This is a genomic window from Streptomyces sp. NBC_01537 (genome assembly GCF_045040445.1).
Lineage (GTDB): Bacteria > Actinomycetota > Actinomycetes > Streptomycetales > Streptomycetaceae > Actinacidiphila.
In genome coordinates, this window is the sequence record NZ_CP109392.1 from 2,876,346 (window position 1) to 2,888,844 (window position 12,499).

Genomic DNA, 12,499 nt, shown 5'->3' on the forward strand with positions numbered 1-12,499 from the left:
ACCAGAGTACGCGCCGGGTCAGACAAGCCCCGCGCTGCGGGCACGCTCGGCCACCGGTCCGATGGCCCCGGCGAGGGCGTCCACGTCGGCCTGGGTGGAGGTGTGGCCCAGCGAGAAGCGCAGCGAGCCCCGGGCGAGCAGGGGGTCGGTGCCCATGGCGAGCAGCACATGGCTGGGCTGCGGGACGCCGGCGGTGCAGGCGGAGCCGGTGGAGCACTCGATGCCCCGGGCGTCCAGCAGCATCAGCAGGGAGTCGCCGTCGCAGCCGGGGAAGGAGAAGTGGGCGTTGGCGGGCAGCCGGCCCGCAGCCGACGGGTCACCGTTGAGGATCGCGTCCGGGACGGCGGCCCGGACCTTCGCGACCAGGTCGTCGCGCAGCGCGCCCGCCTCCCGCGCGAAGGCCTCCCACCGCTGGGCCGCCAGCGTTCCGGCCACCGCGAACGCGGCGACCGCGGGCACATCCAGCGTCCCGGAGCGTACGTGCCGCTCCTGGCCGCCACCGTGCAGCAGCGGTACCGGTGCGACCTCCCGGCGCAGCACCAGGGCCCCCACGCCGTACGGCCCGCCGACCTTGTGGCCGGTCACCGTCATCGCGTCCAGCCCGGAGGCCGCGAAGTCCAGCTCGACCTGACCGAAGGCCTGGACCGCGTCGGCGTGCATCGGGATCTCGAACTCCCGTGCCACAGCCGTCAGTTCGCGGACCGGCAGGATGGTGCCGACCTCGTTGTTGGCCCACATCACCGTCACCAGGGCGACATCCCCCGGGTCGCGGACGATCGCCTCGCGCAGCGCCTCCGGGTGCACCCGCCCGTACGCGTCCACCGGCAGCCACTCCACCCGGGCGCCCTCGTGCTCGGCGAGCCACTCGACGGCGTCCAGGACGGCGTGGTGCTCGACCGGGCTGACCAGGATCCGCGTGCGTCGCGGGTCGGCGTCGCGGCGGGCCCAGTACAGCCCCTTGACCGCGAGGTTGTCGGACTCGGTGCCGCCGCCGGTGAAGACGACCTCGCTGGGCCGGGCGCCGAGCGCGGCGGCCAGCGACTCGCGGGACTCCTCCACGCTGCGGCGGGCCCGGCGGCCCGAGGCGTGCAGGGAGGAGGCATTGCCGGTGACGGCGAGCAGGTCGGTCATCGCCCGCACCGCCTCCGGCAGCATCGGAGTGGTGGCGGCGTGGTCGAGGTAGGCCATGATGGCCCCGATTCTATCCGGGGCGGCCAGGTGGCCTTCATGCCGTGTCCGCGACGCCGCGCGCCCCATCGGCCAGGCCTCTTACTCCGGCGCGTTCTCCGGGTGGTGGCAGGCCACCTGGTGGCCGGTCTGCAGGGCGACCAGCGGCGGCTCGGTCGTCTTGCAGACCTCTGTCGCCTTCCAGCAGCGGGTATGGAAGCGGCAGCCCGCGGGCGGGGAGATCGGCGAGGGGACGTCACCGGTGAGGAGAATCCGCTTGCGCTGTGTGCGCCGCTTGGGGTCCGGCACCGGCACCGCGGACATCAGCGCGTTGGTGTACGGGTGCATCGGCTTGCCGTAGAGACTCTCACGGTCCGCGATCTCCACGATCTTCCCGAGATACATCACCGCGATCCGGTCCGAGACATGCCGGATGACCGACAGGTCGTGGGCGATGATCACGTACGTGAGCCCGAGCTCGCTCTGCAGGTCGGCGAGCAGGTTGACCACCTGCGCCTGGATGGACACGTCCAGCGCCGAGACCGGCTCGTCCGCGACCACCAGCTTCGGCTTGAGCGCCAGCGCCCGCGCGATGCCGATGCGCTGCCGCTGGCCGCCGGAGAACTCGTGCGGATAGCGGTTGTAGTGCTCGGGGCTGAGGCCCACCAGTTCCAGCAGGTCCTGGACCGCCTTCTTGGTCCCGTGCTCGGTCTTGACCTTCTGCAGCCGGAACGGCGCACTGACGATGGTGCCGACCGTGTGCCGCGGGTTCAGTGAGGAGTACGGGTCCTGGAAGATCATCTGTACGTCGCGCCGCATCGGGCGCATCGCCGACGTGCCGAGGTGGGTGATGTCCCGGCCCTCGAACTCGACCTTGCCGCCGGTCGGTTCCAGCAGCCGGGTGATCAGCCGGCCCATGGTGGACTTGCCGCACCCCGACTCGCCCACCACGCCCAGCGTCTCGCCGGGCATGACGTGGAAGTCGAGGCCGTCGACGGCCTTGACCGCGCCGACCTGGCGGCGCAGCAGTCCTTTGGTGATCGGGAAGTGCTTGACCAGGCCGCTCACCTTGAGCAGCGGCTCTCCGTCAACCGGGCGGTCGGGAGGTGCCGCCACCCCCTCGGCGGTCGTCTGCGGGGGGATCGTCATCTCCTGGCCTTTCACAGCTTCGGCGCAATCTCTTCGGTCCAGATGCGCTCCCGGTCCGCCTGACCGAGGTGGCAGGCGGCGAAGTGCCTGCTGCCGACCTCGTACAGTTCGGGAACGACGGTTTGGCTGGCGCCCCCGGTGAGGTCCGCGTACGGGCAGCGGGGGTGGAATGCGCAGCCGGAGGGCACGTTGATCAGGCTCGGCGGGGAGCCCTTGACCGGGTTCAGCCGGTCGGTCCGCTCACGGTCGAGTCGCGGCATGGATCCCAGCAGGCCCCACGTGTACGGGTGTTCGGGCCGCTCGAAGATGACCTCGGCCGAGCCCTTCTCGATGCACTTGCCGCCGTACATCACGAGGATGTCGTCGGCGAGTTCGGCGACGACTCCGAGGTCGTGGGTGATGATGATGACCGCGGATCCGAACTCCTTCTGCAGATCCCGGATCAGGTCCAGGATCTGGGCCTGGACGGTGACGTCCAGCGCGGTGGTCGGCTCGTCGGCGATCAGCAGCGAGGGGTCGTTGACCAGCGCCATCGCGATCATCGCGCGCTGGCGCATACCGCCGGAGAACTGGTGCGGGTGGTCGTCGACGCGCCGGTCGGGCTGCGGGATGCCGACCCGGTCCAGCATCTCGATCGTGCGCTTGCGGGCCTCTTTCTTGCCCGCCTCCGGGTGGTGCACCCGGTACGCCTCGATGATCTGCTGGCCCACGCTGAAGTAGGGGTGCATCGCGGTGAGCGGGTCCTGGAAGATCATGGCCATCTTCTGGCCGCGCAGCTCCCGTACCCGGTCGGCATCGGCGGCGAGCAACTCCTCGCCGTCCAGCCAGATCTCACCGGAGACCCGGGCGTTGCGGCTTCGGGCACCGGTCCGGTGCAGACCGAGGATCGACAGCGAGGTGACGGACTTTCCGGAGCCGGACTCGCCGACGATGCCGAGGGTCTTGCCCTTCTCCAGGTCGAAGGAGAGTCCGTCGACGGACTTGACCACCCCGTCGTCGGTCGGGAAGTGCACCTTGAGATCGCGTACGGAGAGGAACTCCGGCGGCGCGGCGGCCGGCCGGCCGTCCTCGGGCACCATCTCGGGGACGGCGGAGGTCTTGGTCAGCTTGCTCATCCGAGCCTCACCCGGGGATCGACGACTGCGTAGAGGAGGTCAACCACGAGGTTGGCCATGATGACGAAGAAGGCGGCGAAGAGGGTGACGCCCAGGATGACCGGCAGGTCGCTCGCGCTGATCGCCTGCACCGCCTCGTAGCCGAGACCACGGAGGTTGAAGGTCTTCTCGGTGAGCACGGCGCCGCCGATCAGCGCACCGACGTCGAGACCGAAGACGGTGAGGATCGGGGTCAGCGTGGAGCGCAGCGCGTGCTTGCCGATGACGGTGTTCTCCTTCAGGCCCTTGGCGCGCGCGGTGCGGATGTAGTCCTCACCGAGGACTTCGAGCAGCGTCGCGCGGGTGAGCCGGGCGTACGTGGCGGCGTACAGGAACGCCAGGGTGATCCAGGGCAGGATCAGGTTACGTGCCCATTCGAGTGGGTCGTCCGTGAAGTTGACGTAGTCGTTGGGCAGCCAGCCGAGGAGGTGGACGAAGACGGACAGCGCCAGCAGACCGGTGAAGTAGATCGGCAGCGAGACGCCGGCCAGGGCCGTCATCATCGTGACCCGGTCCAGGACCGAACGGCGGCGCAGCGCCGACACGATGCCGGTGCCGGTGCCGACGGTCAGCCAGATGACCGAGGCCCCCACGGCGAGCGAGAAAGTGACCGGCAGCCGGTCCAGCAGTACCGGCCAGACCTCCTGCTCGGTCTTGAAGGAGTAACCGAAGCAAGGCGCCGAACAGTGCGTGATGTCCGGGCCCGAACTGTAGTCGCGCCCGATGAACAGGCCCTTCAGGAACAGCCAGTACTGCTCGGCGATCGACTTGTCGAGGCCCATCTTGTGGCGGATGCCCTCGACAGCGGCCTTGTCGGCGATCTTTCCGACGTAGAGCAGGGCCGGATCGCTGCCGGTGAGCTTCGGCACCATGAAGAAGATGCCGAAGGTGATCGCGGAGACCACCAGCAGCAGAACGGCCACGTTGATGAGCCGTCGGATGAGATACACGAGCACTGCGCTCGGCCTGCCCGGGGCCGCCGGTCTCTGCTGTGAGAGTCTCCGGCGGCCCCGGCGGGGCCTTCACCTGCCCTTCGGGCTAGCTGTACGAACTACTTGTTACGGGGTTCGGCGGTGGCAGGTCACTTGCCGTCGCTGACGCCCAGGGCCTGGAAGTCGACCTCACCGAACGCCTCGTTGATGAAGACGTTGGTCAGCCGCGGGTTGCGGTAGTTCAGCGCCTTGTCCGCGACGATCGGCAGGTAGTAGGCGCCATCGGTGACCTTGTGGTTGATCTTCGTGTAGATCGCGGCGGCGGCCTTGGGGTCGGTGAGACCGGCGGCCTCGTCGAACCAGCCGTTGATCTCCGGGTCGTTGATCTCGGAGAAGTTGAAGTTGCCGTTCTGGACGATGTACCGGCCGTCGACCAGCGGCTGCAGGTAGCCGGAGCCGTTCGGGTAGTCGGCGCCCCAGCCCATGATGATCAGGCCGTAGCCCTTCTTCTTGACCACGGACGGCGAACCGGTGACGGAGCCGCTGAGCTTGCCGTCGTACTGGTCGATGTTGGCGGTGATGCCCGCCGCCTTCAGCGCCGCCTGCAGCGCCACCGCGGACTTGACTTCCTTGTCCTTGTTGTTGCGCACCGCGATGGTGGTGGTGAAGCCGTTGGGCTTACCGCAGGCCGCGAGCTCTTCCTTGGCCTTGGCGACCTGGGCCTTGCCCTTGGTCAGGTTGAACGGGTCGTAGTTGTCCGAGCCGAGGATGTTCGGCGGCAGCATGCTGCCGTACGTCGAACCGGCCACCGAACCGCCGCGGGCGGTCTGCAGGTCGGTCGTGTTGGCCGCGTACAGGACGGCCTTGCGGCAGTGGATGTTGTCGAACGGGGCGACCTTCGGGACGACCGAGACGTAGCGGATGAAGCCGTTGTACGGGTCGTCCGTGTTCGCCTTGAGCTTGGCGTCCTGCAGGACCTTGATCTGCGCGTTCTGCGACAGACCGGTCTGCGCGAAGTCGATGTCGGCCTTGCCCTCGAGAAGGTTGTTGTCCATCTCGTCGGCGTTGGTCGTGATGGTCATCGTGACCTTGTCCGGCAGCGCCTTGCGGAACGGGTCCGTGCTCTGGCTCCACTGGGTGTTGCGGACCATGGTGAGCAGCTTGCCGGGCTGGTACGACTGGACCTTGTACGGACCGGAGGAGACCGGCTTCTCGCCGTACTTGGAACCCGTGTCGAGCTTCTGCGGGACCGGCGAGGCGCTGCCCATGGCCAGCAGGTACGGGAAGCTGGAGTCCGCCTTGGCCAGCTTGAAGGTGATGGTCGAGTCGTCCGGGGTCAGGACCGACTTCAGACCGAGCTTGTCGGCGGACTTGTCCTTGTACGGACCGGGGTACTTCTGGCCCTGGTCGAGGGACTGGATCAGGTAGACCGGGCCACCGCTGATGACGTCCTGCGCGAAGACACGCTCGATGCCGTACTTGATGTCCTTGGACGTGATCGCCGAGCCGTCCTCGAACTTCAGGCCGCTGCGCAGCTTGAAGGTGTAGGTCTTGCCGTCCGCGGAGATCACCGGCTCGGCGGAGGCCAGGTCCGGGACGAGCTTGAGACCGGCGTCACCGGGCTTGGCGTCGAACGCGAGCAGAGTACGCGCGTAGAGGCGCTGGAAGTTCCAGGCGGAGGCCATGTAGGCACGCGCGGGGTCCAGGGAGTCGAAGTCCGTGGTGGACCACAGCTTGAGCGTGCCCCCCTTCTTGTCGGAGGCGTTGACCACCTTCGTCGCGGCGGCGTTGAATCCCGCGCCCTTGCTCGACGTGTCGCTGTCCTTGTCGCCGCCGCACGCTGCCGCGGTCAGTGCCATCACAGCGACGAGACCTGTCGCCGCGAGTGTCCGTCTGCGGGTCATCGGTATGAATCCTCCTGATAGTCGCGGTCCAGGTGGACCGCCGGGGGCAGATGGCCGTCCCCGGAGCTGGAAAGTCCGGCCGGGGCGCCCTTGGTTCGGACACCTGCTCGGACGGGGTGTGACACGGAGAGCGGTTCAGCTGCCCTTCGGATCGAGAGCGTCCCGAAGGCCGTCGCCGAAAAGGTTGAAGGCGAGCACGGTGATGAAGATCGCGAGACCGGGGATCACCATGTACATGGGATCCGCCTGGTAGATGCCGACCGCGTCGGAGAGCATCTGGCCCCACGACGGAGTGGGCGGCTTCACGCCGGCCCCCAGGAAGCTCAGGGCGGCCTCGGTGAGGATGTTGGTCGGGATGATCAGCGTCGTGTACACCAGCACCGGGGCGACCAGGTTCGGCAGCAGCTCGCGCAGCAGGATGTGGCCGCTGCCCGCGCCGAGGCTCTTGGCCGCCTCGACGAACTCGCGTTCACGCAGCGACAGTGCCTGTCCGCGCACGATGCGGCCGATGTACGGCCAGCCGAAGAAACCGATGACAACGACCAGGATGCCCATCCGGACACCCGTACCGCTCAGGCCCAGCAGGCTGTTGGGCATCACCGACACCAGCGCGATGGTGAACAGCAGTTGGGGGAAGGCCAGCAGCAGGTCCATGGTCCGGCTGATCGCCGCGTCGATCCAGCCGCCGAAGTAGCCCGCGGCGGTGCCCAGAAGCACGCCGATGACCACCGAGACCCCGGCGGCGAGGAAGGCCACGATCAGCGAGATGCGCGCGCCGTACAGAATCCGGCTGAAGACGTCACGGCCGAACGTGGGGTCCACGCCGAGCAGGAAGTCGGATGAGATGCCTCCGAAGGCGCCCTTGGGCGTACCCAGGTCGGCGTTGATCTGGTCGGCGTGGAACTCGTCCGGCGGATGACCGAGGAGGCTGGTCAGTACGGGGGCGAAGACCGCCGCCAGGATCAGCAGCAGGACGACGGCGCCGCCTGCGAGAGCCACCTTGTCGCGCTTGAGCCGGTCCCAGGCTATGCGGCCGGGCGACCTGCCCTCGATGGCCTTGGCGGGCTCACCGGCGGCAATGTCGGTCAGTGCCGTCTCGGCGGCAGCGGTGTCGTGCAGCGGTGCGGTCATCTCTCCTCGTGCATCCCCCTGCCGGCGGTGACCGGCATCGGCGTCCCTGATCTGCCCGTCCGGGTCGTCAGACCGGGCCGACGCTGTCGGGCAAAGCTTTGTCGTCAAGACGACATAGAAATCTGTGTGTCACCTTGGGGACGGAGTCTTCATTGCCTGTGCGATCACACACCAGGTCCAGCAACGAAGCGATGCGCAACTGTGATGTAATCACCGCTTTTATTTCAGGGGCGTTGCAACCGGCGTACGACCGGCCCCTCGGGGGGTCATCCGCATCACCCGCACCGACCCTCGAACAGAGGGTTAACCCTCTGTTCCGCAAGGGCCGGACCAGGGGATTTCGTAGGGGTTCCCCCAGTTGCGCACGGGAGGTTGACGGCGCCGCGAGCAGGGGCGGGACCGGACGTGACCGGTATTCCGTCGACAGTCCGCGATTTCTTCGCGGTGAATACGGACCCGGTTCACCATTCAAACGGGAAGCTTCGCCCGGATTTGCGGGTTCCGGTTCCACAGCACCCTTCCGGGAACGACCGGGTAATTCCCGAAACGCGGTAATAGGCGTTTGTGTGCCGGGCCCGATCGGGCGCTACCTTCGGGGCATGGATGATCGGCTGCACGCGGTGTGCGACCTCATGGTTCCCCTGGTCCGGGAGATGGCCGGCCTGCACGCGTACGACGGCCAGGTGCAGGACCTCTCGCCGGAGGGCGTACGCCGCGGGCTATCCGCACTCGCCCACGCGCGGCGGGCCGGGAACACTCTGGCGGACCCCCATGACGAGGCCCATCTGTCGGTCTTCGAGAACACCCTGAAGGTCCAGTACGGCGAGCTGGAACTGCACCGCCGCGATCCTTATCCGCACCTGTCCAATCTGGAACTGACCACCTATGACCGCGCGTACGCGCCGGCCGGGCAGCGCGCCGAGGCCCGCCGCCGGCACCTGCTGCAGTGGCCCGACGCCGTCGACGCCGCGATCGCCTCACTCGACCGGGTGAGCGCGCCGGTCGCCGGCGCCCTGCTCGGCGCCGTACGCGGCCTCGCCGCCGGTCTCGACGGTGACCGCGAGCCCGAGGCGGTGCCCGCGCTGGCCGCGCACGGGCGGCTGGTCGCGCACATCGCGCGCGCCGCGGAGACCGGTGACCCGGACCCGCGGCTGGGCGGAGCGGCGCTGGCCGCCCTGATGGGCAGCCAGGAGGGGGTGGCCGTCGACCTGTCCGCGCTGGCCGGCGAGGCGGAGCGCGAGTGTGCCCGGCTGACCGAGCTGCTGACGCGGTCCTGCGAGCGGCTCGACCCCGCGCGCGGCGTCGGCGAGCTGATTCCCGAACTGCTCGCCGACCACCCCGACGCGGACGGTGTCATCCCGGAGGCGGCCCGGCTGACCGAGGAGGTCATCGGCTTCACGCGCGAGCACCGGCTCGTCCCCTGGCTCGACGGCGAGTGCCGGGTCGGCCCGGCCCCGCCGTCGCGCCGCTGGTCCATGGCCATGATGACCTGGGCCGCCCCGGGGGAACCGGACTCCGCCTCCTGGTACCACGTCACCCCGCCGGAGCCGGACTGGCCGGAGCCGGAGCGGGAGGAGTGGCTGTCCGTCTTCAGCCGTACGAGCCTGCCGGCGATCACGGTGCACGAGGTCGCCCCCGGGCACTTCGCGCACGGCCGCGCGCTGCGGCACGCGCCGACGGCGGTGCGGCGGGCGCTCCACTCGCTGTCCTTCTGCGAAGGCTGGGCCCACTACGTCGAAGAGGTCTGCCTGGAGGAGGGCTTCCGGGACGGCGATCCGCGCTTCGCGATCGGGGTCGCCCTGGAGGCGCTGGTGCGGGTCACCCGGCTGTCCTGTGCGATCGGGCTGCACACCGGCGCGCTGACGGTGGACGACGCCACCGCCCTGTTCATGCGCGACGCGCACCTGGCGAGGGCCGCCGCCGCCTCGGAGGCCCGTCGCGGCACCTTCGACGCCGGCTACGGCCGCTACACCTGGGGCAAGCTGGAGATTCTCCGGCTGCGCGAGCGCGCCCGCCGCCAGTGGGGCCCTTCCTTCTCGCTGGAGCGCTTCCACGGCGCCCTGCTCGCCCTCGGCAGCCCCCCGCTCGGTCTCATCGACGCGGCGCTCGCCGCGTAGGCCCCCGGGCGCGCAGGCCCCCGGTCAGCCCGTGGGGCCGGGGGCCCAGCCGGCCCAGGACGCGCCGCCCGCCGCGGCGGAGGGCGCCGGGGCGTGGGCGTCGCGGTCGTAGAAGGGCGTGGCGCGCACCCGCATCCACATGGCGACGGGGTCGTACTCGTCCGCCATCGCGACGGTGGAGACGGGCAGGCCCTGCGGGACACCGGCGATGGACTGCTGCATCATCAGGCGCACCGACTCCACGGCCGCGGGCCCGGTGTCGTACATGTCGAGCCCGATGGCGAGATACGGCTCGCCCAGGGCGGGCTGGACCCAGGCCCGCCGCAGCGCCCGGACCGCGGGGGTGCGGTGGGCGTGCTGCACGAGCAGCGCGTAGTACTGGGGGATCTGCAGGGCCGGCTCGCTGATGCCCAGCGGCCCGGCGGGGAGGCGGTCCAGGCCCGCCGCGACGCGCCGCAGGTCGAGCCAGGGCACGCCCACACCGCCACCGGGGGCGTGGGGGTTGAGCCACAGGCCCCAGCGGTCGGGGAACAGCGAGGACGCGATGTCACGGCCGGAGATGACCTCGTGGGCGCGGGCCCAGCCGCTGGCGGCGAGCTCCCGGGGGGAGGTGACGCAGGGCGCGTAGCCGTACCCGGCGACCTCCATGTTGCCGTACTGCGCTTCGGCGGTGCCGGGGGCGCCGTGCCAGAGCAGCATCCAGACCTGGCTGTCGGCGAGCGCCCTGAGCAGGTCCTCGTAGGCGTCGTATCTCCCGGGTGTCACCTGCTGGAGCGCATGCTCCAGGCCACCCGCTCCCGCGCCCGCGCTCACGTGGCCGCCCCTTCTGTCGAGCTCGTCTCTCAAGCTCATCAAACCAGGTTAGGCGCCTCCACTGACAGCAGCCTCGGCCCTTGATTCAGAGGCCGCGCCGATAGGTTGCGCGGCGTCGCGGGGCGATGGGCGGCGCCTGGCGGCGTTGTCGTCGGTCGCCGCAGCTCCGCTGCGCCTCCCTCCTCCGCCTTGCCAGACTTGCCCCTCGCCCCGCTCCTTCACCCGCGCCCCCTATCGGCGCGGCCTCTCAGTCCCGGGAGTAGAAGGGCCGTACGCGCTCCAGCATCCAGTCGCCGACCGGGTCCTGGGCGATGTCGAGCAGAACCAGGTTGACCGGCCACGGCACGGGCATCACGCCCAGCGCGCGCCCGAGGGCGGTCATCGCGGCGGCGCGGTCCTCCTCCTGCCAGCGGTCGAGCTCGACGCCGATGAACAGCGCGGGCGGATCGCCCTCCACGCTGGCCAGCGCGCGCCGGGCGCTGAGGACGACCGGGGTGACGGCGAACTCGCCCGCCGCCGTGGCCAGGAACTCCACGGGCTCCTCGTCCGCCCCCGGCTCCCACAGCCGGACCCGGGCACCGGTGGGCGCGTCCGGCGCCCGCTCGGTGCGGCACAGCTCCATGACGGCGGCCGGGGGCAGCGGGATGCCCACCGCGCCACCGGGGTTGACGGCGATACCGATCTGCGGGGGCAGGCCGCGCGCGAACTCGCGCAGCGGCGCGACGGCGAAGGACATGCCGTTGGCGGCCTGCAGGAACTGCTGCTCGGAGCTGAAGACCGGGGTGTAGACGATGCCGTCGAGCTCCATGGTCGCCAGGTCCAGGTCGGCGCTGTCCGGGCTGCCGCCGCCCGGCAGCGGCACCCACACGTGGGAGCGGCCGAGCACCTCCATGACCCGCGCGGTGGCGCCGGGGTCGCCCATGGCGGCGGAGAGCACTTCCTCCAGCTCGTTGGCGGGCCAGCCACCGAACGGGCTGTCCGGTATGCGTTGCGCCGGAATCTCCATCACTACCCCACCTGCCGACGTCTCTTCTGACGTGTCCACCTGTACAGAAACCCTATCCGGTAACCCGGATGGACACGTATGGTGATTGTCAGGTTGCACTCCGTGACGACCCTCTCAATGATGAGTCAGGTAAGAACAAACCTCCACGCTTTGGGAGAAACCCTGACATGCTCATCAACAAGATCGCTGCCACTGCCATAGCCGCCTCGCTCTCCGGATCGCTCATCCTGGGCGTCACCGGCGTCGCGGACGCGGCGGTCCACGCTCCGACCCGTACGGCCGCGGTCGTGGCGGTCCCGGACTCCGCCACCCCCGCCGAGGCGGTCATGGCGGTGGGCGACACGCTGTCCCTCGCGGGCAAACTGGGCCAGGAGGCCCAGGCCCAGGCGCCGGATGCCAACAAGCTCAAGGAGCTGCAGAGCAGCCTCAAGGAAGCGACCGACCGGCTCAGCGCCGTGATCGAGAAGGCCAAGGCCGCCAAGCCCGCCAAGCCCGCCGACTCCTCGCAGAGCCAGGAGGACGCGGCAGCCCCCATCGATGACGCGCTCGCGAAGGTCAAGGCAGCACTGGACGTCCTGACCGGCGACGTCACCCAGCTGGTGGCGGCGCTGGCGAAGAAGGACGTGGGCACCATCACGTCCATGGTCACCAAGCTCCCGCTGGACCTGGTGGCCCTCACGACCACGGTGCCCGCGCTGGTGGCGGCCCTGCCGGGGGCGCTCCTGTCGGGTCTGCCGCTGCCGGTCGCCCTGGACGCCCCGGCCGCACCGGCCGCACCGGCCGCCCCGGCCCTGTCGCGCGCCCTGCGCTCCGACGACCCGCCGGTCACGCAGGCCGACCCGCAGGCCCCGGTGGTCCCGCAGGCCCCGGTGGTCCCGCAGGCGCCGGCGGTCCCGCAGGCGCCGTCAGTCCCGCAGGATCCGCAGGCCCCGGGGACTCCGGATTCGGCTCCCCAGCTCCCGGCGACCCCGGACCTTCCGGTGGCTCCGGAAACCTCGGCGGATCCGGCCGTTCCGGCCGATCCCGCGGTTCCGGCGGTCCCGGATGCCCCGGCGGTCCCGGCGGTCCCGGCCGCTCCTCAGATCGCCGCGAGCATGGGCTGACCCGCACGACCCGCACAACCCGC

The 12,499-nt window shown here is 70.2% G+C and carries 10 protein-coding genes; 2 read left to right on the forward strand and 8 right to left on the reverse strand.

Annotated features, from left to right (window positions below; all coding sequences use genetic code 11):
* Positions 1-18: 18 nt before the first annotated feature.
* The 6 genes from OG607_RS13210 to OG607_RS13235 all read right to left on the reverse strand — a co-directional run bounded on the left by OG607_RS13210 (position 19) and on the right by OG607_RS13235 (position 7,437).
* A complete protein-coding gene (locus OG607_RS13210) occupies positions 19-1,188 on the reverse strand; it encodes a cysteine desulfurase family protein (protein ID WP_405722796.1) in 1,170 nt (389 codons plus the stop codon).
* An 81-nt stretch (positions 1,189-1,269) separates the two neighbouring features.
* Positions 1,270-2,316: an ABC transporter ATP-binding protein gene (locus OG607_RS13215; protein WP_405722798.1), complete on the reverse strand. Its 1,047-nt coding sequence runs from the start codon at positions 2,314-2,316 to the stop codon at positions 1,270-1,272.
* 11 nt (positions 2,317-2,327) lie between these two features.
* Entirely contained in the window at positions 2,328-3,431 is a 1,104-nt protein-coding gene (locus OG607_RS13220) for an ABC transporter ATP-binding protein (RefSeq protein ID WP_405722800.1), read from the reverse strand.
* On the reverse strand, positions 3,428-4,426 hold the full coding sequence (locus OG607_RS13225; protein WP_405722802.1) for an ABC transporter permease: 999 nt from the start codon (positions 4,424-4,426) through the stop codon (positions 3,428-3,430). The genes OG607_RS13220 and OG607_RS13225 overlap by 4 nt, the downstream gene beginning before the upstream one ends.
* A 125-nt stretch (positions 4,427-4,551) precedes the next feature.
* Positions 4,552-6,306, reverse strand: a complete 1,755-nt coding sequence (locus tag OG607_RS13230) for an ABC transporter substrate-binding protein (protein WP_405722804.1) — start codon at positions 6,304-6,306, stop codon at positions 4,552-4,554.
* 135 nt (positions 6,307-6,441) lie between these two features.
* Positions 6,442-7,437, reverse strand: a complete 996-nt coding sequence (locus tag OG607_RS13235) for an ABC transporter permease (protein ID WP_405722806.1) — start codon at positions 7,435-7,437, stop codon at positions 6,442-6,444.
* A gap of 599 nt (positions 7,438-8,036) precedes the next feature.
* On the opposite strand from OG607_RS13235, the gene OG607_RS13240 reads away from it, so the two are divergent.
* Positions 8,037-9,554, forward strand: a complete 1,518-nt coding sequence (locus OG607_RS13240) for a DUF885 family protein (protein ID WP_405722809.1) — start codon at positions 8,037-8,039, stop codon at positions 9,552-9,554.
* 24 nt (positions 9,555-9,578) lie between these two features.
* Here the strand turns inward: OG607_RS13240 and OG607_RS13245 are convergent, their stop codons facing one another.
* Positions 9,579-10,406 (reverse strand): enhanced serine sensitivity protein SseB C-terminal domain-containing protein, encoded by an 828-nt coding sequence (locus OG607_RS13245; protein WP_405722812.1) that lies wholly within the window; start codon positions 10,404-10,406, stop codon positions 9,579-9,581.
* 208 nt (positions 10,407-10,614) lie between these two features.
* Complete coding sequence (locus OG607_RS13250) at positions 10,615-11,373, reverse strand: enhanced serine sensitivity protein SseB (protein WP_405722814.1); 759 nt, start codon at positions 11,371-11,373, stop codon at positions 10,615-10,617.
* Between the two features lie 167 nt (positions 11,374-11,540).
* Here OG607_RS13250 and OG607_RS13255 point away from each other — a divergent pair, with 167 nt between their 5' ends.
* A complete protein-coding gene (locus tag OG607_RS13255) occupies positions 11,541-12,476 on the forward strand; it encodes a hypothetical protein (RefSeq protein WP_405722816.1) in 936 nt (311 codons plus the stop codon).
* The last annotated feature ends 23 nt before the right edge of the window (positions 12,477-12,499 follow it).